The organism is Natrinema salaciae, assembly GCF_900110865.1.
Taxonomy (GTDB): Archaea; Halobacteriota; Halobacteria; order Halobacteriales; family Natrialbaceae; genus Natrinema; species Natrinema salaciae.
The window spans coordinates 557,306-578,046 of sequence record NZ_FOFD01000001.1 but is presented as its reverse complement, the minus strand read 5'-3'; the positions used below and the strand labels follow the sequence as shown (position 1 = coordinate 578,046).

The 20,741-nt window shown below is 66.4% G+C and carries 19 protein-coding genes and 2 pseudogenes; 14 read left to right on the top strand and 7 right to left on the bottom strand.

Annotation, left to right across the window (positions count from 1 at the left end):
* Positions 1-19: 19 nt before the first annotated feature.
* Genes gvpO through gvpA form a run of 3 tightly spaced genes read right to left on the bottom strand, consistent with a single transcriptional unit; the run spans position 20 to position 1,939 of the window.
* On the bottom strand, positions 20-565 hold the full coding sequence (gene gvpO, locus BMX07_RS02840) for a gas vesicle protein GvpO, halophile-type (protein WP_090613441.1): 546 nt from the start codon (positions 563-565) through the stop codon (positions 20-22).
* Between the two features lie 57 nt (positions 566-622).
* Positions 623-1,648, bottom strand: a complete 1,026-nt coding sequence (gene gvpN, locus BMX07_RS02835) for a gas vesicle protein GvpN (protein WP_090613438.1) — start codon at positions 1,646-1,648, stop codon at positions 623-625.
* A gap of 6 nt (positions 1,649-1,654) precedes the next feature.
* Complete coding sequence (gene gvpA, locus BMX07_RS02830) at positions 1,655-1,939, bottom strand: gas vesicle protein GvpA (protein ID WP_090613434.1); 285 nt, start codon at positions 1,937-1,939, stop codon at positions 1,655-1,657.
* Between the two features lie 453 nt (positions 1,940-2,392).
* Between gvpA and BMX07_RS02825 the strand changes: the two genes are divergently transcribed.
* From BMX07_RS02825 to gvpM, 8 genes are all read left to right on the top strand, one after another.
* A complete protein-coding gene (locus BMX07_RS02825; protein ID WP_090613431.1) occupies positions 2,393-3,016 on the top strand; it encodes a GvpL/GvpF family gas vesicle protein in 624 nt (207 codons plus the stop codon).
* Between the two features lie 2 nt (positions 3,017-3,018).
* Positions 3,019-3,273 (top strand): gas vesicle protein GvpF, encoded by a 255-nt coding sequence (gene gvpF / locus BMX07_RS02820; protein WP_090613428.1) that lies wholly within the window; start codon positions 3,019-3,021, stop codon positions 3,271-3,273.
* Position 3,274: 1 nt separating this feature from the next.
* Complete coding sequence (locus tag BMX07_RS02815) at positions 3,275-3,856, top strand: Hsp20/alpha crystallin family protein (RefSeq protein ID WP_090613425.1); 582 nt, start codon at positions 3,275-3,277, stop codon at positions 3,854-3,856.
* The gene (locus BMX07_RS02810) at positions 3,853-4,800 is read left to right on the top strand and encodes a hypothetical protein (RefSeq protein ID WP_090613421.1); all 948 of its coding nucleotides are present in this window, start codon (positions 3,853-3,855) and stop codon (positions 4,798-4,800) included. Before BMX07_RS02815 ends, BMX07_RS02810 begins: the two co-directional genes overlap by 4 nt.
* A 77-nt stretch (positions 4,801-4,877) precedes the next feature.
* Positions 4,878-5,435: a gas vesicle protein GvpJ gene (gene gvpJ / locus BMX07_RS02805; protein WP_090613417.1), complete on the top strand. Its 558-nt coding sequence runs from the start codon at positions 4,878-4,880 to the stop codon at positions 5,433-5,435.
* Positions 5,432-5,776: a gas vesicle protein K gene (locus BMX07_RS02800; protein WP_090613413.1), complete on the top strand. Its 345-nt coding sequence runs from the start codon at positions 5,432-5,434 to the stop codon at positions 5,774-5,776. Before gvpJ ends, BMX07_RS02800 begins: the two co-directional genes overlap by 4 nt.
* Complete coding sequence (gvpL, locus tag BMX07_RS02795) at positions 5,773-6,714, top strand: gas vesicle protein GvpL (RefSeq protein ID WP_090613409.1); 942 nt, start codon at positions 5,773-5,775, stop codon at positions 6,712-6,714. The genes BMX07_RS02800 and gvpL overlap by 4 nt, the downstream gene beginning before the upstream one ends.
* The gene (gene gvpM / locus BMX07_RS02790; RefSeq protein ID WP_090613406.1) at positions 6,711-7,079 is read left to right on the top strand and encodes a gas vesicle protein GvpM; all 369 of its coding nucleotides are present in this window, start codon (positions 6,711-6,713) and stop codon (positions 7,077-7,079) included. The genes gvpL and gvpM overlap by 4 nt, the downstream gene beginning before the upstream one ends.
* Before the next feature lie 143 nt (positions 7,080-7,222).
* On the opposite strand, the gene BMX07_RS02785 is transcribed toward gvpM, so the two are convergent.
* Positions 7,223-7,438, bottom strand: coding sequence for a hypothetical protein (locus BMX07_RS02785; protein WP_007109520.1), 216 nt, complete (start codon positions 7,436-7,438; stop codon positions 7,223-7,225).
* Positions 7,439-7,811: 373 nt separating this feature from the next.
* Entirely contained in the window at positions 7,812-8,822 is a 1,011-nt protein-coding gene (locus BMX07_RS02780) for a Gfo/Idh/MocA family protein (RefSeq protein ID WP_090613403.1), read from the bottom strand.
* A gap of 131 nt (positions 8,823-8,953) precedes the next feature.
* On the opposite strand from BMX07_RS02780, the gene BMX07_RS02775 reads away from it, so the two are divergent.
* The gene (locus tag BMX07_RS02775; RefSeq protein WP_090613399.1) at positions 8,954-9,199 is read left to right on the top strand and encodes a glutaredoxin family protein; all 246 of its coding nucleotides are present in this window, start codon (positions 8,954-8,956) and stop codon (positions 9,197-9,199) included.
* Between the two features lie 421 nt (positions 9,200-9,620).
* Here the strand turns inward: BMX07_RS02775 and BMX07_RS02770 are convergent, their stop codons facing one another.
* Positions 9,621-10,682 carry a zinc-dependent alcohol dehydrogenase family protein gene (locus tag BMX07_RS02770; protein WP_090613395.1) on the bottom strand — a complete coding sequence of 354 codons (1,062 nt, stop codon included), beginning with the start codon at positions 10,680-10,682 and terminating at the stop codon, positions 9,621-9,623.
* A 395-nt stretch (positions 10,683-11,077) separates the two neighbouring features.
* Between BMX07_RS02770 and BMX07_RS02765 the strand changes: the two genes are divergently transcribed.
* The 3 genes and pseudogenes from BMX07_RS02765 (at position 11,078) to BMX07_RS25585 (ending at position 14,791) form a co-directional block, all read left to right on the top strand.
* A complete protein-coding gene (locus BMX07_RS02765; protein ID WP_090613390.1) occupies positions 11,078-12,940 on the top strand; it encodes an aldehyde ferredoxin oxidoreductase family protein in 1,863 nt (620 codons plus the stop codon).
* Positions 12,941-13,898: 958 nt separating this feature from the next.
* Positions 13,899-14,243 (top strand): annotated as a pseudogene (locus BMX07_RS25590) (family 43 glycosylhydrolase); the annotation flags it as partial.
* A 24-nt stretch (positions 14,244-14,267) separates the two neighbouring features.
* Positions 14,268-14,791, top strand: a pseudogene (locus BMX07_RS25585) (RICIN domain-containing protein).
* A gap of 51 nt (positions 14,792-14,842) precedes the next feature.
* Here the strand turns inward: BMX07_RS25585 and BMX07_RS02750 are convergent.
* Positions 14,843-17,098, bottom strand: coding sequence for an NADP-dependent malic enzyme (locus tag BMX07_RS02750; RefSeq protein WP_090613378.1), 2,256 nt, complete (start codon positions 17,096-17,098; stop codon positions 14,843-14,845).
* A 921-nt stretch (positions 17,099-18,019) separates the two neighbouring features.
* Between BMX07_RS02750 and rdfA the strand changes: the two genes are divergently transcribed.
* Together rdfA and BMX07_RS02740 are read left to right on the top strand one after the other, a co-directional pair.
* Positions 18,020-18,646 carry a rod-determining factor RdfA gene (gene rdfA / locus BMX07_RS02745; protein ID WP_175480020.1) on the top strand — a complete coding sequence of 209 codons (627 nt, stop codon included), beginning with the start codon at positions 18,020-18,022 and terminating at the stop codon, positions 18,644-18,646.
* A gap of 65 nt (positions 18,647-18,711) precedes the next feature.
* Positions 18,712-20,673: an archaea-specific SMC-related protein gene (locus BMX07_RS02740; RefSeq protein ID WP_090613375.1), complete on the top strand. Its 1,962-nt coding sequence runs from the start codon at positions 18,712-18,714 to the stop codon at positions 20,671-20,673.
* The last annotated feature ends 68 nt before the right edge of the window (positions 20,674-20,741 follow it).

Here is a 20,741-nt window from a genome sequence, read left to right as displayed (position 1 = left end):
TCGAATCCCCGCTCGAGGCTCACTCGAACTGGGCGGTGTCGCCGCGCCGATAGCGGTCGACCCGCCGGTAGCCGTGGACGGTGGCGTCGGTGTCGAGTTCGATCTCGTAGCGGCCGATGATGTCCTGGGTGTCGGGGACGGCCCGGCGTTCGACGACTTCGACGACGGCGCGCCAGCCGTCGTCGGTCGGGGTGATCTCGCTGACGCCGTCGAACTCGTGACCGATGAGTTCGCCCGCGGTCGACTGGACGGTCTGTCGAACCGCGAGGATCCCCGCGATCTCCTCCCGATCGGTCTCGACGTCCGCGTCGACCTCGTCGGGATCGGTCATCTCCTCGGCGGTCATGTTGACCGTCCCGCGGGATCGGGACTCCTCGACATCGCCGTGTTCGGCCTGTTCGTCCGTCTGTTCCTCCTCTTGGGCCGCCTGACTGTCGCTCACTGTTGGATCACTCTCGTCGTGTTGGTAGCAAAAGCCGTCGTCTCGGGCCGGCCGCGAGCAGCGCTGGCCGTCCTCGGTGAGTGCCTTGCACTGCTCTCGTGATTGCGTGTCGGCTTCGGCCATTGGTCTTGCTGTAGTTCGCTGTGTGGCTCGCGTGTCGTTCGTTCGCCTCCGCGTCGGTCAGATGGTCTCGGTGATCTGCGATCGCAGTCCGTCGATGTCGTCGCCGTCTTCGCCAGTGATCTTCGGCGCGAGCACGTCCGTGAAGACGTGGGTCAGCGTCTCGTCGTCGAACTCGCCGGTCTCGTCGTGCCCGTCGAAGACGGTCAGTCCCTTCGCGGCCGTGATCGCGGCGCGGGTGCCGACGACGATATCGAGTTCGTCGCGGAGCGCTCGCGTCTTCTCGACGATGGTCGCGATGTCGTCCGCGGCGAGGTCGACGTGCGCACCGACGATCTCGCGTTCGGTCTCCGCGTCGTAGTAGTTGACGTGGACGCCGATGAACCGGTCGAGCAGCGCGTCCTGCTGTTCGTGGACGCCGGCGTACTCCACGTCGTTCGACGTGAAGATCGCCCGGAACTCGGGGTGGACGTCGATCGTCCGATCGTCGCCGCGCTTGCCCGGTCGCTCCAGGACGCCCTCCTCGAAGACCGACAGCAGGACGTTGTGAGCGGCGGGGTCGCTGCGCGAGAACTCGTTGTAGACGAGCGTCGCACCCTCCTGCACCGCGACGGACAGCGGGTTGTCCACCCAGCGTTCACGGACGATCTGGGTCTTCTTGTCGACGCCGCTGACGTACCGGTCGTGCTCTTCGTAGCGTTCGCCGCCGGCGTGGGAGCCGACGAGCGCGGCGGTGTCGACCGCCTCGTCACCGTTGAGCCAGACGACCGGACGACCGCGCTCGGCCGCCGCCGACAGCGCGAGCGCCGTCTTGCCACAGCCCGTCGGGCCGATCAGGTGGACCGGCTGGTCCGCCTCGAGCCAGCCGTTGATCCGATCGCGGAGCGATCTGACGGCGTCGGTCTCGACGAACGGCTCGGGGACGACGTCCGCCGGATCGGAGAGGGGACTGTCGCCGTTTCGTTCGCCGGCGCTCGATGCCTTTCGCGCGAGCTCTTTCTTCGCTCTGCGGCCTTCCTTCTGCTCGCGACTGGCCCTGATCTTGGTACCGCGGACCGTACGCTTGCGCGAAGTGTCGTCGGCCATCGGGAGCTACTCCGCGGATTTCGGCGACGATTCCGGCCGAGGCTCGACTTCGAGCTCCTCGAGTTCCTCGAGATCGCCCTCCGCCGTGGCCTGCTCAATTTTTGCGATCTCCTCCGCGTAGTGCAGGAAGGTGTCGACCGAGGCGACGACGACGCGGGCCTCGATCGTCAGCAGCTCGATCCCGACGACCGAAATTCGGGCCCAGACGTCGATGACGACGCCCTTGTCGAGGACGCGGTCCAGTACTTCCGCGAGGCTCGAGGAGTCGGGTCTTCGTTGTGGTTGTGCCATACACCCGAGGTAGACTGCCCCCTCGTAACACGGCTTGGACTGCGACTGCAAGCCGCTCGGGCTGCCAGCGTCTGCGCCGTCGGTAGCGCGTCGATCGTCGATAGCCGCCGATAGCAGCCCCGCGAACGCACGCGGTCGGCGGACGGAGACGTGGCTGCGACTGCAAGCACCACGATAACCCGCGCCGGCGGCGTATCGTCGGCGACGGTACTCGAGTGCTCGTCACGACACCCGTGGCCGGTGTCGGCCGCGAGGTGCACGACTATCGCAGCCCCATGTCATCCAGCTGTCCCATCACCGACCGCGAGGTGTTACGCACGCGTTTATCGACCCGCGGCTGTCGGCGGCGTCGTAACGAGCGTCGACTACTGCGTCCGGCTCGGGTACGAGAGAACACCATGCAGCGTCAGCGAGTGATTCGCCGATGAGTCAGCGAATGAGAGTGATCTATCGATGAGTCACCGATACGTCTACGGCGTCGTCGAGTCGGATACGGTCGAGTTCGAGACGGAGGCCGTCGCCGGTGCCGAGCGCGTCTACACCATCTCCCACCGGCGACTCGGCGCCGTCGTCTCCGACATCGACACGACCGATCCCGAGGAGACCGACGAGGACGCCCAGATCCACGACGAGGTCCTCCGGGAGATCATGGCGTACGACGGCGGCACGACCGTCGTTCCCATGCAGTTCGGCATGGCCTTCGAGAGCGATCGCGAGTTGAAGAACGTCCTCCGCGGGGCGCGACCGGCCTTCCGACGCGCGATGACGGACATCGAGGGGCGGATCGAACTCGGCCTCAAACTCGTCCGCGAGGAAGACGCCGACGTCGACCGCGAGGCGCTCGCGGCCGAGGTCGCGGATCGGTTCGAGCCGATCGCCGCACAGTCCGTCGAGAACGACCTGTTCAGCGACCGGCTCGTGCTCAACCGCTCGTACCTCGTCGACGAGGACGACCGCGAGGCCTTCGACGAGGCGGTCGCCAGCTTCGAGGACGAGCACGACGACCTGCTGGTCCAGTACACGGGACCGTTCGCGCCCTACAGCTTCGTCGACGTGAAAATCGGAGCCCAGCAATAACCATGTTCGTCCTCGACGACCTCCTGTTCCGGCCGTTCCTCGGCATCGTCAACGCGCTCCACTCGATCGCACTCGACGAGCTGTACGACGTGGAGGCCCTCGAGGACGAGCTCAAGGAGAACCAACTGCTGTACGAGCTCGGCGAGCGCCCCGAAGCGGAGTACCGACGCCGCAAAGAGGAACTCGAAGCGGAGCTCGAGACTGCTCGCGACGTTCACGAGCGGCTCTCGAGCGGCCGCGTGGAGGTGAAACGATAGCATGAGCGGACCCACTCCCGACGACGACCGCGACGAATCGGCCGACGATCGCAGCTACGAGGACGACCACTGGCTCTCGAGCCTGCTGTCCGCGCTGGAATCGCTCGAGAGCGGCTCGACGTCCACCTCGGGCCGGCGGCGGAGCGATCGAACGATCTTCGATTACGACATCTCGATCCGCTCGGGCGACGACCTCGCCGACGAGTCGCCCGAGGGGACGCCGTTCGCCGACCGCCCCGGCGATCGCGATCGGCATCCGGATCGGGACACGGATCGGTCGCGCAAACGCCGCATCCGCTCCTCCGGACCCTCGAGCGACCACAACGTGGCGACCCGATCGTACGACGACGAACTGGTCGTCACCGCGGACGTCGCCGGTATCGACCCGGACGACGTCACGGTCGGCTTCGACGATTCGATGCTCGTCATCGCCGTCGACGGGACGGAGCTCGATCGCGTCGAGGTCCCCTGGCGCGAGACGGACTCGCAGGCGACGATCAGGAACGGCGTGCTCACCGTCCAGATCAGGCCGAACCCGGCGGCGGACGAGGCCACCGAAGAGACGGCGGGTGACGACGAATGAGCGATGCCCACGCCGACGCCGGGTCCGAAGAGACGGTCGACGCGCTGCTCGAGGAGGCGACCGAGAGCCTCGATCGGCTCGAGGGGACCCTCGGCGACGGCGGGGCGATCGACGAACTCGACGACGACACCGTCGAGACGGTCGTCGGCGATCTCGAGGCCCTCCTGCGTGTCGCCGAGGAGGTCGGCGAGTTGCTCGAGGCCATGGACATCGGCGATCTGCCGGACGCGGTCGACGAGGACGAACTCCTCGACGCGATCGAACTCGGCGAGATTCCCGACGTGCTGGGTGACGAGGAGACCGGCGTGACCGAGCTGGTCGATTTCACGGACCTGTTCGACGCGATCGACCTGTTGAACGCCTGGAATGCCACGGATCTGACCGACATCTGGCAGGAGAAACGCGAACTCGACGACGCCATCGACGAACTCGAGGACGGCGACGACGCCGGGATGCTCGAGGACGCGGTGTCGGACGCCACCGACGACGGGCTGCTCGAGGACGACGAGGACGGCGTCCTCGGCACGGGGATGGACGCCGGCTCCGCGACGAAGGAGGCGCTCGGCGACATCGACGTCGCGAAGGACCCCGAGGCCTATCAGGTCGCCATCCAGCAGCAGGCGATGCGGGGGATCGACGCCTTCCGGACGGCGCTGCTCGAGACCCACGAAACGTTCGAGCGCCTCTACGAGTTCAACCGCGAGAAGATGCGCCGACAGGACAGAAGCACGAACTCGCGGAACCCGACGGCGTCGTCGACCATGCCGATCGACAGACGCGACCTCGGCGGCGGCGCCCGCTACTCGACGGTGCCACAGGACGTCAAACTCTCGACGGCACCCACCCGGAAGCGGATCTACGGCCGCCGGTTCGAACTCGAGCGAGAGCGACGGCGGCGACGGAACGACGGCGAGAGCGACCAACGGAGAGAGACCGATGACTGACCAACTACTACCACGACCGAACGGCTGTGAGAGACGCGCGACCGACCAGCGGCCGACCCGCTTCGGAGGTGATCCCGATGGTCAATGATTTCCAGCCCAGTCGACAGAAGACCGACCTCGCCGAGGTCGTCGAGATGCTGCTGGACAAGGGGATCGTCATCAACGCCGACATCGCCGTCTCGATCGGCGACACGCAACTGCTCGGCGTCCAGGTCCGGGCCGCGATCGCCTCCTTCGAGACCGCGGCGAAGTACGGTCTCGAGTTCCCCGAGGGGACGGACATGCGCCGGGTCGCAGAAGCGGCCGGCGACCCCGAAATAGCGGAGATGGATCGTCCGAACCCGGTGATCGATCCCACTCGCGGCGTCAACGTCACCGCGGACGAGTCGGACGCCGCCGACGAGAGCGACGACGGCGAATCGAGCGAGAGCGACCGCGACGTCGGCGACGGGGAACAGGTGAGCGACCGCCTCGGTTCCAGACCGAACCCGGAGCGACCCACCAGCGGCGGGTTCGATCTGCTCAGCGGCGACTCGGAGTCGGACGCGAGCGAGGACGAGACGGAATCGGCCGACGAGGACGCGGACGCCGAGGCGGACGGAGCCGCTCCGGAGCCGGAGGGTGACGAGTCGTGACGGCGATCGACGTCGGCGACGGCGAGGACGCGCGGGACGGACTGATGACGCTGGTCGTCACCGTCGTCGAGATCCTGATCGAAACGCTCGAGCGGGAGGCGGTCCGTCGCATGGAGTCGGGGAGTCTCTCGGACGAGGAGATCGAACGGCTCGGCACCCAGCTCGCCACGATCGAGGCCGAGATCGAACGCCTCAAAGCGGACGAGGGGATCGAAAACGGCGTCGACGACCTCCGGGGCGACCTGGACGGGCTGGTCAACGACGCCATTCAGGAGCTTCACGGCGAGCCGACGGCCGCCCGGAAACCCGGCTACTCCGTGTTCGGGGGTGAAGACGAGTGAGCGACCGCGAGTCCGACGACCCTACCGAACGCCTCGAGGCGATCGAGGAGCGGGCGACCGCGGAGCCGGCCGACGCGCCGGCGATCGACGAAGGCCGGTACCTCTACTGTATCGTTCCGGCCGACGAGGACGCCGCCTTCGAGACGACCGGCGTCGACGGCGAACCGGTTTCGGTCGTCGTCGAGGACGGCATCGGTGCGGTCGTCCACGCCTGTGACGGGATCTACGACTCGGGCGACCTCGCACAGATCAGACGCTGGCTCGTCCGCCACCAGACGGTCGTCGACGAGGCGGGTCAGGCCTTCGGGACGCCGATCCCGTTCCAGTTCGATACGATCCTCCGCGGGGACGACGACCGCGTCCGGCAGTGGCTTCGCGAGGAGGAAGCGATCCTCGAGCGCGCCCTGTCCGGACTGGCCGGCCACTGGGAGTACCGCGTCGAGGTCGTCGAAGTCGACCCGATCGGCGACGACGCGCTGATCGAACACGACGACCGCCTTCGCGAACTGGACGAGCAGATCGACGACGCCGAGGAGGGAACGGCCTTCCTGCTCGAGAAGCAGTTCGACCAGCGGCTGACGGAGCTCCGGTCGGCCCGCCGCGAATCGCTGACCGCCGACCTCGAAGAACGACTGGCCGCCGAGGCGCGGGAAGTACACGCGCTCGAGCGCTCTCCGAGCGCGGCGCTCTCGGACGACGTCGCCGGCAGCGGTTCGGGGGCCGGCGAGTCCGACGGCGAGACACTTTCCCGGCTCACGCTGCTGGCTCACGAGGACGACGAGGAAGCGATCGGATCGATACTCGACGACGTCGCCGCGAACGAGGGGCTCGAGGTCAGGTTCACGGGGCCGTGGCCGCCGTACACGTTCGCGCCGGAGCTGGGCGGCGACGGTGACGGAACGACCCCTGCCAGCGATCAGACGAACCCGCACCCATGAGACCGCGAAAGGACGAGGAGACGTTCGTCGACGTGCTCGACGTCCTGCTCAGAGACGGCGCGATCCTCCGCGCGGACGTGATCGTCTCGGTCGCGGAGATTCCGCTGGTCGGGATCAAGCTCACGGCGGCGATCGCGGGCATGGAGACGATGACCGAGTACGGCCTCTTCGAGGAGTGGGACGCCAGCCGACGGAAAGCGGCCGCGGATCGCCGACGGTACCACGAAGCCGGCGAGGCCGACCCGGAGTCAGAGCCGGAACTCGAGGAGCTGACCGAACTCGGCGTCGGCAGTTCGCCCGACGAGCGATCCGATCGGGAGGAAACGGACGACGAGCGGCGTGAGCGAGGCGAAACGGAGGACTGAGACCGAGGGCGCGGCTGGAGACGTCGAGGCGAGAGGAGACGAGATGGAGAGACGACGAGATAGGAGGACGAAGCGGGGACCGAGCGATCGTCGGGTCGCTGCGATGGTCGAGCGCGGCATCGCCCCCGAACGGGGGCTGCCGGTCAGGCGTACTTCGGCCGTTCGGTCGTGTGCTCGACGTCGCCGGTGACGGTTTCCTCGTCGCTGTCGTCGTCGTAGACGTACTGACCGGTCGCACCGCACAGGGTGCACTCGTACGTCTCGGAGATCTCGTTGATCATCTCGCCGTCCTCGAAGTAGACGCGGCTCTGCGTGATCTGCAGGAACTGGGCGGTCTCGCAGTTAGTGCAGGTGATCATACCCGTTCGATAGCCAGCACCGGATGTAGTTATCCGGCTTGTAACCGAAAGGCACACGCGACTATCGGGCTCTTACCCCGTTATTCGTCGGCGCCCGCATTTTGGGCAGTTCCGGCGGGGACCCGCGCCCCCTCGAACCGGATGAAACGTGAGTAAGTACTCTATAATCGCCCGAAAGAGTCGGGTCCCGCGGTTTCGGCTCGCGGATCGATTCGGCTACCGAAAACGTACCTTTCCGGCTGCAACAAGCGGGTTATACCGTCGCTTATTCCGGTCGGTTCCGGGGTCACCGCTCGCCCGTCCCGACCGGGAGCGAACGCCGTCTCGCGAGTCGCAGTCTCGGCGACAGTCGAGAGTCGAGTTCCGATCGGTATCAGCGGTCGACGGCGACGCGGTCGCCCGTTCTCGCCGCTTCGTACGCCGCTTCCGTCAGCGCCGTCACTCGAAGCGCGTCTCGAGCCGTCGCCGGCGGCTCGATCCCCTCCCGGACGCTCTCGACGAATGCCTCGGCGCGGGACCGTTCGTCGCGAGGGTCGATGTACGGGACGTGCTCCCCGGCGTCGGAATCGATCTCGGTGACCTCTCGGGACCCCCACTGCGTGCCCTCGAGATAGACCGCTCCCTCGTCGTCCCACAGGTGGACGTGCTCGCGGACTGACGGGGCATCGCCGTGAAAGGAGAACGTTCCCGTCGCACCGTTTTCGAACGCCACGTCGAGGTGTGCGCGTCGGTCGACCCGCGCCGCGTCGTCGTGGAAGTCCATACTCGCCGCGACGGAGACCGGCTCGAGGCCGGTCGTCCAGAGGACGCCGTCGAGGACGTGACTCCCCGTATCGTACAGGAACCCGCCGCCCGATAGCTCCGGGTCGAGCCGCCAGGTCCCCCACGAGTCGTCGATCCAGTCCTGCGTGATCGAGGCGGTCAGCCACGTCGGCTCGCGGTCGGCGAACCGCTCGCGGGCCGTTCGGAACGCCTGCTGCAGGTGTCGCTGGTAGCCGACCATCACGACCCGGTCGCTGTCCTCGGCTCGCGCCGCGAGGTCGCGGCCGCGCTCGAGATCGGTCGTCAGCGGCTTGTCGCAGTAGACGTGACAGCCGTGTGCGAGGGCAGCGAGGACCTGGTCGTAGTGGAGGGTGTGGGGCGTCCCGACGAGGACCGCGTCGAGCGACGCGTCCTCGAGCATGGCCGCGTACTCGGTGTACCGACGGTCGCCGGACACGTCGAACTCTCGGCCGATCCCCTCGAGGCGATCCGCGTCGAGGTCGCAGATGGCGCGAACGGTCGCGTCGGGGTGGCGGTGGAACTGCCCACCGACGGTGGTTCCGATGTATCCGAGGCCGACGATACCGAGACGAATCTGGCGTGGCACAGCGCCGTCGCTCATACGGTTCGGAACGGACTCCAGGGGTATCCCTCTAGAGTCGTCGTGGGCAAGCAGCGGGCTTCGGTTCCGCCACCGTCCCGTCGTCTCGAATCGCCGCTACGCCTTTCCGTCCTCGCGCCGAAGCGGACGGTATGGCAACAGATATCACGATGTACGTCCTCGAGGGGTGTCCGTACTGCGAGGCCGTCACCGACCGGCTCGACGAACTGGACATCGAGTACGATCGCGAGGAGGTGCCGGCGCTGCACTCGGGTCGGAACGACGTCAAACGAGTCTCCGGCCAGCGAGCGGTTCCCGTTCTCGTCGACGACGACCGTGGCGTGACGATGCCGGAGTCGGAAAACATCCTCGAGTACGTCGACCGGACGCTCGCCTGACGAGCGGGATCGAGCGAGAGTCGCGTGATTCGTCGGGCCGTAGCACGGGGCTACGGGCGGCGTAGACGCTGCCTGCGGGAAGTTCGGAGTCGCTACCGGCCGCCAAGCGGCCGCATAACAATATCCGAGTCGGCCATTGACCGCCCTGCGGGGAGAACACCCCGCCGGGTACGCGCTTGGCCGTACCGGCGCGCGAACCGGCCGATTGCGTGCGTTCGTGCCCGGATCGCTCGGATGTGGACTCGCCCCCGCTTCGAGTACGCTCATGTCTCTCACGCCCAGGGCGGCTCCCGCCCCGCCCGGGTTTCACGGAACCTGATCCGCTAGCGACGGCTCGCTGACTCTCGCACGGTCCGAAGCCGACGGCCAGCGACCCGCCTCGGACGAAAACGGCTCGGTCGTTTTCGACCCGGTTCGACGCTCAGAACTCCGTGATGACCGGAATGCCGACCGTCTCGTAGTCGTCCATCGAGGCCAGCGTCTCGGGTGCCTCCTCGAGCGACAGCGTCTGCCCGATGATCTTGCTCGGTTCGAGGGTACCCTGTGCGATCAGGCGGAACAGTTCCTCGTAGCGGACCAGCGGCATGCCGAAGGAGCCGTGGAAGTCGATCTCCTGCATCGTCATGATGTCGACGGGGAGGTCGATCTGGCCCTGTTCTTCCCCGGTCGTCAGTCCGACCTGGACGTGACTGCCCCGCGTTCCGAGGCTGTTGACCGAGTTCTGGCAGGTCTCCGCGATGCCCAGCGCGTCGATCGAGACGTCCGCACCGCCGTCGGTGATCGCTTTGACCGCCTGTGGCGCGCTGTCGACCTCGGCGCCGTTGATCGTCTCGACCGCACCGAGTTCCGTCGCGCGCTCGAGTTTGCTGTCGAGGACGTCGATCGCGATCGGGTGTGCGCCGAGCGCCTGCGCGATGTGGATCGCCGAGAGGCCGACGCCGCCACAGCCGTGGACGGCGACCCAGTCGCCGGGGCGGAGGTCGGCGCGGTCGGCCAGCGCGTGGTAGGCCGTCATGAACCGACAGCCCAGTCCGGCCATCTCGGCGAAGTCGACTTCGTCGGGGAGTTTGACGCAGTTGAAGTCCGCTTCCCGAACGGGGAACGCCTCGGCGAACGCGCCGGGGGCGTACTCCGACAGGCCGAGCGGAAGCACCGTCTCGCAGTTGTTCGCCCGGCCGTCGCGGCAGTGTGTGCAGGTCCCGTCGCCGAGGTGGAACGGCACCGCCACGCGGTCGCCCTCCTCGAGGGTTTCGACGTCTTCACCGACCGCCGACACGACGCCGGCGGGTTCGTGGCCGAGGATCTGCCCTTCCGGAACGCCGGCACCGATCCAGCTCCAGTCGCCCTGCCAGGCGTGCCAGTCGCTGCGACAGATCCCGCACGCCTCGGTTTCGACGACGACCTGATCCGGACCCGGGTCCGGGTAGTCGACGTCTCTGACCGCGAGCGGTTCGCCATGTTCTTCGAGTACGGCTGCTCGCATTGGTCAGTGTTTCAAAGGGATAGTACAAAAGTATGTGCGGTGCGCCCAAAATTTCGCCCGTCTGCCGGCGGTTTTCCGGCTGCCAGCTACGTGAGCACGTCCGCGCTTTCGGCGGAGAGTTCGACCGTCACGTCCTGGCGCGTCTGGTCCCGTTTACAGGCCCCGAGTTCCATCCGCATACTCGACCGTCCCACGCGGATGCGCACGCAACTTTTGCAGGAAATCGTCGTATTGTCCGAGTATCGTATAGTCGGGCGACAGGACTAGAATCGCCGATCGAGTCGCCTCGGTCACGACCCCATTCAGTTCGTCGCTTCGTTCCGATCCGGAAATTCCACTCTCGTTCACGGACTCGGGGAACGGTTAAAGCCCGCACGTCCCGTACGTGTCGGTCGATGTCACCCGACGATCCGCCACGCCTCCTCCGGGTCGACCTCACGGCGCGATCCGTGACCAGCGAACGGGTACCGGCGGCGTGGCTCGAGCGGTACGTCGGCGGGAAGGGCCTCGGTGCGAGGTACCTGTACGCGGAACTCGAGCCGGGAACGGACCCGCTCTCGGCCGACAACGCGCTCCTGTTCGCGCTCGGCCCGGTGTCCGGACTGATACCGGGCGAGGCGCGGTACGCGGCGATCACGAAGTCGCCGCTCACGGGGGCGTTTCTCGATTCCTACGGCGGCGGCTCGTTTCCCCGTCGACTCGCCGGGTCGCTGAAAACACACCTGGGGATTCTCGTGACCGGCAGCGCGGACGAACCCGCCGTTCTCGAGGTCGCGGAGGGGGGCGCCCGACTCGAGCCCGCGGGCGATCACTGGGGTGCGGACGCGGCCGAGACCTGCGCGGCGTTTCCGGACGCCGCCGTCGCCTGCATCGGTCCTGCGGGCGAACGCGGCGTGCGGTACGCGACGATCGCCTCCGACGGGGGCGACCACCACGCGGGTCGGGGCGGTGCGGGAACGGTCATGGGGTCGAAGGGGCTCAAAGCGGTCGTCGCCCGCGGTGAACCACCGACCGGCCACGAGGCCCTTCGCGAGCGCACCGAGGACGCGTTCGCCGAGAGCGAGACGGGGCGCTGGCAGTCCGCGAGCGCCACCCTCGAGACGATCGACTTCGCGAACGCGGTGGGCGCGTTACCGACGCGGGGGTGGCAGGCGAGCCGGTTCGACGGCGCGAGCGAGATCGGTATCGAGGCGGCCCGCGAGTGTTCGCACGGACGCGAGCGGGAGGGCGAGGCGGTCCCCGGCGGCTTCCGCGTCGAGAGCGACGAGGGCGACACCGTCCCGCGCGGTGCGACGCCGATCGTGCTCGGGGCCGGGCTCGGCATCGACGACTTCGACGCCGTGGCCGCGCTCGGCGCGCTCTGCGATCGCCTCGCGATGGACGTCATCACCGCGGGCAACGCCGTCGCCTGGGCGGTTCGAGCGAGCCAGGCGGGCCTGCTCGAGCGGGACCTCTCCTTCGGCGACGAGGACGCGGCCCGAGCGCTGATCCGCGACATCGCGACGCGAGCGACGCCCCTCGGCGACGCGCTCGCCGACGGAATCGAGGCGGCCGCCGACGAGTTCGGGGGCGAGAACCTGATCCCGACCGTCAAGGGGATGGACTGCTCGTCGTACGACCCGCGCGGTGCCGAGACGATGGCGCTGGCCTACGCGACGAGCGATCGGGGTGCCTGTCACCGCCGCGCGCGGCCGGTCGAGTCCGAGGCCATCGGTCGGCCGTGGCCCGACGACGCCGCCAGGGTCGCGGCCATCGTCGGCGAACAGAACCGGCGGGCCGTCCTCTGGAGCCTGATCGCCGACGACTTCCTCGAGGAGGCGCTGACCGAGGATCTCGGCGCGGAGTGGCTCGCGGCGGTGGGCCGCGAGTACGACCGCGAAGCGCTCGCGACCGCCGGCGAGCGGATCTGGACGCTCGTCCGCCTCTTCAACGTCCGCGAGGGGTTCGATCGCACCGACGACGCGCTGCCGGACGCGTTGCTCGAGTCGCCCGAGGACGGGACGTGCGAGACGGCTCCGGACGGTGCGGCACCGAGCGCCGAACCCGGAAACGCGCTCGAGCCCGAGCGGTTTCGGGCGCTGCTCGAGCGCTACTACCGCTATCGAGGCTGGGACGAGGCGGGCCGGCCGACGCGGGAGACGATCCGGCGGCTCGACCTCGAGAGCGCGCTCGACGATGCGACGCCGGTCTCCGAGCCCGACGACGATCGCGATCCGGACCGGCCCGACGGTACTGCGGCGGTGACCGACGATGACTGACAGAATCGATCTGGACGACCTCGAGACCGACGCCGACGACGGGCTTCGTCGATCACCCGCTCCGTGGCGGGGAGGCCGTCCTCGCACAGCAGCCACGGGTTCCCCGCTCCGATCGCGCCCTGCTCGAGGCGACCTCCAATAGCGGTCCGCCCGGTTCCTCGCTCGCGATTTGAGCCGCAGCCGTCCGACCCGTCGGAACGTCGACCGCTTCGCCCGGGATTTACGCGCGTTCGTGACGTCTGTAACCCCATAACGGAGCCGCTGTACGCGTTCTCTACGCCGTCGCGATCCGAGTCGTGGCCGTCGGCGGCCTCCTCGGTGTCGTCTTCGGAACGCCGGACCTGGAGTCGGTTCGGATACCGATTCGAGGCGCTCGCGATCGTCGCGGCCCTCTTCGTCCTCGCGATGGTCGGCGGGTTCGTCCTCTAATTCGCGGCGAGTCGGCCGGCCGACACCGATCGAGCCGTCGCGCTCGAAATGGTGCCTCGCTGACACATCCGATTTTCGTGTGCCGTCGCTCGAACGGTCGTGGTATCCGTATCTGAAGCCACCACTATGTGGATACATCTGTCTGAACTACTACTTCTATTTTTGATATAGCAGGTTCGAGCGGCCGCCTTCGAAGCGATTCGATCCAGTTTCGCACCCGATCTCGGACTCGGCACGGAACGAGACTCTCGCCCGGAATATCGGCCTCTGTGCCGGATAAAACGGCTATGATGCCGCGTACGTTCGATAGGGCGTTGGACCACCCGTTCAATTGGTAGCGTCCATTCGGGAAGCAGTGAAAAAGGAGAGATAAGCGCCATATGGGACAGAGACGGTAGAAGTACGCACCTCGATCGAGACGGATGAATCCATCGGAGCCCAGCCGAGGCAGAACTGGCATTCAAATCACAGCACCTAAATATCTATTAGTAGATACTTATCTATAAGTACCATTTATTTGATTTGAAATATTGCGCGCGATTGGACGCCAGATCACGAGTCGAGTCGTCCCTGGAATCGGACCGTTCTCGAGCGCGACGGCTACTACTACCTGTTCTACTCCACGGGGTACTGCTGTGAGGGGTACGACAGCACGTATTCGGTCGAAGTCGGTCGATCGACGTCGTTCACTGGCCCGTACGTCAACCAGAACGGAACGGACCTGCGCGACCGAAACGAACACAACAGTGGCGTCGCACTCCTCTCGGGCAACGACCGGTTCACTGCGCCCGGCCATAACACCGCGATTCGGGACGAGGCCGGCGACTGGTGGATGTTCTACCACGCCTACGACGACCGGGAACCAGCGTTCGTCGACGGCACGTGGAACCGCATCCTCATGACCGACCGCATCGAGTGGGAAGACGGGTGGCCGGTCGTGGCCGGCGACGGGACGCCCAGTTACCAGAGTCGCATGCCCCACAGCGGCGATACGGGTCCCGTTTCGGACGGGGTCTATCGCATCGAGAACGCGGCGACGGGGAACGTCCTCGAGGTGTACGAGTCCGCGACGACCGACGGCGCGAATGTCGTCCAGTGGTCTGGCACGGCGGTCCGAATCAGCGGTGGTGGGTGGAGTACCTCGGCAGCGACCAGTACCGGCTCGTCAACGAGAACAGCAACCGAGCGGCCGACGTTCTCGACGGCTCGACCATACCGGGGACGAGCGTTCACCAGTGGGGCTGGTGGGCCGAACCCATGCAGAAGTGGCTCTTGAACGGCAACGGCGACGGAACCTACGCGATCGAGAACGTCAACAGTGGTCTCGTCCTCGACGTCGCATCCCCGGGCGACGGTGCGGACGTCATCCAGTCGACGCCGGACGGTGCCGCGAGCCAGCACTGGTCCTTCGAGTTGCTGTGATCGGACGAACTCGCCACGAACGACGTGCGTCGACGGCAGCCGAGTTCCCGATCAGGACCCGCCGTCCTGCGCATCGACGGTCGCGACGGCCGCGAGGTTCACGATGTCCTTGACCTCGTCGCCGCGCTGGAGGACGTGGACCGGCTCGTCCATCCCGACCAGCATCGGTCCGATGGCGTCGGCTCCGCCGAGCCGCTGGAGCAGCTTGTAGCCGATGTTGCCGGCTTCGAGATTGGGGAAGACCAGCACGTTCGCGGGCTTCTCGAGGTCGCTGAACTCGTAGGTGCCGGTCAGCATCTCCTCGACGACGGCGGTGTCGGCCTGCATCTCGCCGTCGACGGGGAAGTCGACATCGGGGTCCGCACGGAGGCGGCGGGCCGCCTCGCGTGGCTTGCGCGTTCCCTCGTTGTCGACGCTGCCGAAGTCCGAGTACGAGAGCAAGGCGGCGCGGGGCTCGACGTCGAACCGGCGCGCGAGTTCGGCGGTGTGGCGAGTCACTTCCTCGAGGACGTCCTCGTCGGGGGCCTGATTGACCGTCGCGTCGGCGACGAAGATGACGCGGTTCTTGAACGTGAGCATGTAGACGCCGGCCGCGTAGTCGGCGTCGGCGGCCGTGCCGATCACCTGCAGCGGCGGCCGCAGCGCCGACGGATAGTGGTTCGTCAGGCCGGTGAGCATGGCGTCGGCGTCGCCGCGGTCGACCATGACGCTACCGAAGTAGTTGGTATCGTCGCGGACCATCGATTCGGCTTCCCGGCGGGTGATTCCGTTGCGGTTCCGGCGCTCGTAGAGGTGGTCGGCGTACCCCACTGACGCCCCGTTCTCGGGGTCGACGACTTCCGGTTCGAACTCGAGGCCCAGGTTGGCGACCGTGGTGCGGATCTCGTCCTCGTCGCCGATCAGGACCGGCTCCGCGATGCCCCGTTCGACGATCTGTGCCGCCGCCCGGACGATCGTCTCGTCGGTCCCCTCGGCCAGCGCGATCCGCTTCGGATCGGACTTCGCCTTGTTGATCACGACCCGCATCATCTCGCGGGATTTGCCCAGCCGCGCCTCGAGGCGTTCGACGTACTCGTCGACGTCGAGTTCGCGGCGGGCCGCGCCGGACTCGATCGCCGCCCGCGCGACCGCTGGGGCGACCTCGAAGAGGACGCGGGCGTCGAGGGGTTTGGGAATGATGTAGTCGGGCCCGAACTGGAGCGGCTGATCGCCGTACGCTTTGACGACCGAATCGGGGACGTCCTGTTTGGCCAGATCGGCGAGAGCCATCGCCGCCGCGACCTTCATTTCCTCGTTGATCTCGGTCGCGCGGACGTCGAGTGCGCCGCGGAAGATAAAGGGGAAGCCGAGGACGTTGTTGACCTGATTGGGGTAGTCCGACCGCCCCGTCGCCATGATGACCGTGTCGTCGCGAGCGGCTTTCGCCGCCTCGTAACCGATCTCCGGTTCCGGGTTGGCCATCGCGAAGATGATCGGGTCCGAGGCCATGGAGCGCACCATCTCCTGACTGACGATGCCGCCGGCCGAGAGACCGACGAACACGTCGGCACCCGCTATCGCGTCCGCGAGTCCGCCCGCAGGCAGATCGCGGGCGAACTCCCGGTTGAACTCGTTCAGATCGCCGGATTCGGCCCGCTCCCGCGTCAAGATGCCGTCGATGTCGCACATCGTGATGTTCTCCCGTCTGACGCCCAGTGAAACGTAGAATCGGGCCGTCGCGACCGCGGCCGCGCCCGCACCGGCGAACGTCACTTCGAGCGACTCGAGGTCCTTGTCCGAAATGTCGACGGCGTTGAGCAGCGCGGCACCGCTGATGATGGCGGTCCCGTGCTGGTCGTCGTGGAACACCGGGATCGACAGGCGCTCGCGGAGTCGTTCCTCGATCGCGAAACAGTCCGGTGCCGCGATGTCCTCCAGGTTGACCCCGCCGAATGTCGGCTCCATCGCGGCGACCGACTCGACGAACGCGTCGGGCTCGTCGTGATCGAGTTCGATGTCGAAGACGTCGATGTCGGCGAAGCGCTTGAACAGGACGCCCTTCCCCTCCATGACCGGTTTGGAGGCCTGCGCGCCGATGTCGCCGAGTCCGAGCACGGCCGAGCCGTTCGAGACGACGCCCACGAGGTTCCCCTTCGTCGTGTACTGGTAGGCGTCGCCCGCGTCAGCGGCGATCTCCCGACACGGCGCGGCGACCCCGGGCGAGTACGCGAGCGAGAGGTCCCGCTGGGTGTTCGTCGGCTTCGTCGTCGATATCTCGATCTTTCCCGGGGGAGCGGTTCTGTGATACTCGAGCGCGTCTTCGTCCATTGTCGTGTTCGTACGTCTTTACTGGATCGATAAAAGTGTACGGGCGTCCTCGATAGTCCGTTAATCGGAAACATGCGTCATGGGTCGGGAGCCATCAGCCGCCGCATGGAGCGGACTGCTCCCTCGCAGTTCGGACGGCAATACGGCTGGCCGATCGACGGCTCAGCCGTCGGTATTCGCTTCGGGACCGAATCGAACGCTATCTGACATCGCTTGGCGGGCGTGTGGTGCGAAACGCGTTCCATACTGCATAACGGCGGAGACCATCCGCTACTCACCGGTGCAGTAGTTCGCTCGAGAACCGGCGGTGTGCCCGGAATCAGTCGCTCGAGCGGTCCGATCGATCGCCCTGTGCCCGAACGGGGTCGGCGGACGGTTCAGGGATCGGAAACGGCGGTCGCCCGGCGGAAGGCAGACTGGGCACGACCTCCAGGTCAACGTACGGGTCCGTACGTGGCCGAACCGCTCGGTCCCGCCTACCGAAGTCACCTGCCACCGGTCGATCGGTTCGGGCACTACTGAGCGACCGGACGAAGGTTTACAGTCATATATCTGTAACTGGTCGCTCGCTTTCGGCGGACGGCGCGGCGTCCTCGCCACCCTCTCCCCTAGCCTGAAGCCGTCGTCTCGATCACCAATTTTTGTTCTTGTTTTATTCACTAAAATAATATACATATCGCCGATATCGCCGAAAATATTTTATTACTTATACATCAGATAACAGCCCGTTGTCCCAGTTATTCCCTCTCCCCCACTTTGCGAACGTTCATATTTTATTATCAGTCAAGAATCCGATAGCAGCCGGTGACGACGTATCGGTTACGAGGGGGCGATGCGTCTGTGGACGGGTCCGTCGTCGACGAGCGGTTTCGACCGGCTTCAATCGGAACATTTGTACCGGTAGCATCGGAGATATTCGGTATGACAGATGACTCGAGTGGCGGGCGACGAACGAAAGTCGAGCGCGTGATGGACGAGTACGACCTCGAGGAGTGGGGCGAACGACTGGAGGCGGAGTGGACCGGCGAGGGGACGGAGCGAACGAGTCTCCGGGACCTCGCGACCGCGTTCAATCAGGCCGTGCTCGGGGCCGCCGTCCGCGAGGCGGAGGGCACCGTGCTGGATACCGACGTCGAATCCCTCTATCGAACCCTGACGGACGACGACGTGTCGCGATCCGACACGGTCCGGAAGCGCCGCGAACTCGAGCGATCGGGAGTCGACATCGACGAGGTTCGGTCGAACTTCGTCACCCACCAGACGATTTACACGTACCTCACGAACGTTCGCGACGCCTCCCTCCCGGAGGAGGACGCCGAGGACCGCGTCGAACGAAAGAAAGAGACGGTCCAGCGACTCGCCGGCCGAACGCAGGTCATCACCGAATCCACGCTCGACGAGCTGCGTAATGCCGACGAGATTACCGACCGGGAGTACGAGGTGTTCGTCGACGTCCGAGCCATCTGTGGGAACTGCGGGGCCGACTACCCGATCGCCGAATTGCTCGATCAGGGCGGCTGTGATTGTGACGGCGCGGACGCCGCGTGACGGTCGCGTGTCCGCTGCGGCCACAACCAAATAACATTTATATCCCGCGCCGATAAGAGGTTGTTATGTCATCTCCAGAGTCAGTTTCATCGTCGATAACCGTCCTCGCGGAGAATATCGGCGGTATCGACAGTACTGAGGTAACTCTCCAGCCCGGCGTGAACGTGTTGACCGGCCGGAACGCGACGAATCGGACCTCGTTCCTGCAGACGATCATGGCGGCGCTGGGCAGCCGACGCTCCTCACTGAAAGGCGACGCAGACGCCGGTCACGTCGAACTGGAGTTCGACGACGAGCAGTACACGCGATACCTCGAGCGGCGCAACGGCGAGGTCGTCTTCGACGGCGACCCGTATCTCGACGATCCGGAACTCCCCGATCTGTTCGCCTTTCTGCTCGAGTCCAACGAGGCCCGGCGGGCCGTCAGGCGCGGCGACGATCTCCGGGAACTCATCATGCAGCCGATCGATACGGACGAGATCGAAGCGGAGATCAGCATGCTCGAGGCCGAAAAGCGCGAACTCGACGATCGGCTCGAGGAACTCGCCCAGCTCGATACGGAACTCCCCGACCTCGAGGCGGACCGCGTCGCGCTCGAAGACGAGATCGAAGCGACGACCGAGCGGATCGAGACCCTCGAGGCCGAGCTCGAGGCGTTCGATCTCGACGTGGAAGCCAGCCGCGCCCGGAAAGCGGAGATCGAGTCGGCGTTCGCCGATCTCCAGACGGCCCGGACGGACCTCGAGTCGATCGAGTACGACCTCGAGACCGAGCGGGAGAGCTACGACGAACTCGAGCGGGAACGCGACGAACTCGAGGCCGAACTCGAGGCGTTCGACGATACCCAGGAGTCCCCGGACCGACTCGAGGGGCGCGTTCAGGAGCTTCGGGCCCGAAAGCGGTCGCTCGACACGACCGTCAGTGAACTCCAGAGCGTGATCCGGTTCAACGAGGAGCGGCTCGCGGACGATGGCTTCGAGTTCGATCTCGAGGAGACGTCCGACGCCAGCGATGGGGACGGAGACGACGGCGACATTACCGAGCAGCTCCTCGCGGACTCGAACGACGTCGTCTGCTGGACGTGTGGCTCGCAGGTCGACCGCGACCGGATCGAGTCGACGCTCGACCGGTTGCGATCGCTCCGGCAGTCGAAACTCGACGAGCGAAGCGAACTGCAGGATCAGATCGACGAGCTCTCCGCTCGTCGGAAGGAGCTCCGCGAGCGGCGCCAGAAACGCGGGGAGATCGAAACGCGACTCGAGGCGATCGAGGACGAACTCGAGCGGCGATCGCGACGCATCGAGGAGCTCGAGGCCGATCTGGAGGCGCAGCAGGCCCGCGTCGACGAGCTCGAATCGGACGCCGAGACGTTCGAGAACGCCGAATACGGCGACGTCATCGAGACCCACCGCGAACTGAACCGGCTCGAACTCGAACTCGAGGACCTCGAGGACGAACGTGACGAGGTCGAGGGCCGAATCGAGGAGATCGAGGCGACGGTCGACGAACGGAGCGACCTCGAGGACCGTCGGGAGACGCTCGAGGACGAGCTAACCGACCTCAGGACGCGCGTCGATCGGATCGAAGCCAACGCCGTCGACGCGTTCAACGAGCACATGGACTCGATCCTGTCGATCCTCGAGTACCGGAACATCGATCGAATCTGGATCGAACGGCGCGAGAAGACGGTCCGAGAGGGTCGGCGAAAAGTCTCTCGAACGGCGTTCGATCTGCACATCGTCCGGACGACCGCGGACGGACGGACCTACGAGGACACTGTCGATCACCTCTCGGAGAGCGAACGCGAAGTGACGGGACTGGTCTTCGCGCTCGCCGGCTATCTGGTCCACGACGTGCACGAGGTCGTCCCGTTCATGCTGCTGGATTCGCTCGAGGCCATCGACTCGAACCGAATCGCGGACCTCGTCGAGTACTTCGAGGAGTACGTCGACTGCCTCGTCGTCGCCCTGCTCCGGGAGGACGCGGAAGCGCTCGAGGAGTCGTACACGTACGTCCAGGAGATCTAGGTCCCGGGGTCCACCGAGACCGGGTTCCGCCTCGGCGAACGCCCGCGGGATTCGAGTTCGATCGAGAC

Excerpts from the sequence above, each read along its gene's own strand:
- BMX07_RS02750 (WP_090613378.1), bottom strand. The coding sequence starts at position 17,098 with ATGGACGAAGACGCGCTCGAGTATCACAGAACCGCTCCCCCGGGAAAG.
- BMX07_RS02775 (WP_090613399.1), top strand. The coding sequence starts at position 8,954 with ATGGCAACAGATATCACGATGTACGTCCTCGAGGGGTGTCCGTACTGC.
- BMX07_RS02810 (WP_090613421.1), top strand. The coding sequence starts at position 3,853 with ATGAGCGATGCCCACGCCGACGCCGGGTCCGAAGAGACGGTCGACGCG.
- BMX07_RS02780 (WP_090613403.1), bottom strand. The coding sequence starts at position 8,822 with ATGAGCGACGGCGCTGTGCCACGCCAGATTCGTCTCGGTATCGTCGGC.
- gvpA (WP_090613434.1), bottom strand. The coding sequence starts at position 1,939 with ATGGCACAACCACAACGAAGACCCGACTCCTCGAGCCTCGCGGAAGTA.
- gvpJ (WP_090613417.1), top strand. The coding sequence starts at position 4,878 with ATGGTCAATGATTTCCAGCCCAGTCGACAGAAGACCGACCTCGCCGAG.
- BMX07_RS02765 (WP_090613390.1), top strand. The coding sequence starts at position 11,078 with ATGTCACCCGACGATCCGCCACGCCTCCTCCGGGTCGACCTCACGGCG.
- rdfA (WP_175480020.1), top strand. The coding sequence starts at position 18,020 with ATGACAGATGACTCGAGTGGCGGGCGACGAACGAAAGTCGAGCGCGTG.
- gvpF (WP_090613428.1), top strand. The coding sequence starts at position 3,019 with ATGTTCGTCCTCGACGACCTCCTGTTCCGGCCGTTCCTCGGCATCGTC.
- gvpN (WP_090613438.1), bottom strand. The coding sequence starts at position 1,648 with ATGGCCGACGACACTTCGCGCAAGCGTACGGTCCGCGGTACCAAGATC.
- gvpO (WP_090613441.1), bottom strand. The coding sequence starts at position 565 with ATGGCCGAAGCCGACACGCAATCACGAGAGCAGTGCAAGGCACTCACC.
- BMX07_RS02825 (WP_090613431.1), top strand. The coding sequence starts at position 2,393 with ATGAGTCACCGATACGTCTACGGCGTCGTCGAGTCGGATACGGTCGAG.
- BMX07_RS02770 (WP_090613395.1), bottom strand. The coding sequence starts at position 10,682 with ATGCGAGCAGCCGTACTCGAAGAACATGGCGAACCGCTCGCGGTCAGA.
- BMX07_RS02740 (WP_090613375.1), top strand. The coding sequence starts at position 18,712 with ATGTCATCTCCAGAGTCAGTTTCATCGTCGATAACCGTCCTCGCGGAG.
- gvpM (WP_090613406.1), top strand. The coding sequence starts at position 6,711 with ATGAGACCGCGAAAGGACGAGGAGACGTTCGTCGACGTGCTCGACGTC.
- BMX07_RS02815 (WP_090613425.1), top strand. The coding sequence starts at position 3,275 with ATGAGCGGACCCACTCCCGACGACGACCGCGACGAATCGGCCGACGAT.
- BMX07_RS02785 (WP_007109520.1), bottom strand. The coding sequence starts at position 7,438 with ATGATCACCTGCACTAACTGCGAGACCGCCCAGTTCCTGCAGATCACG.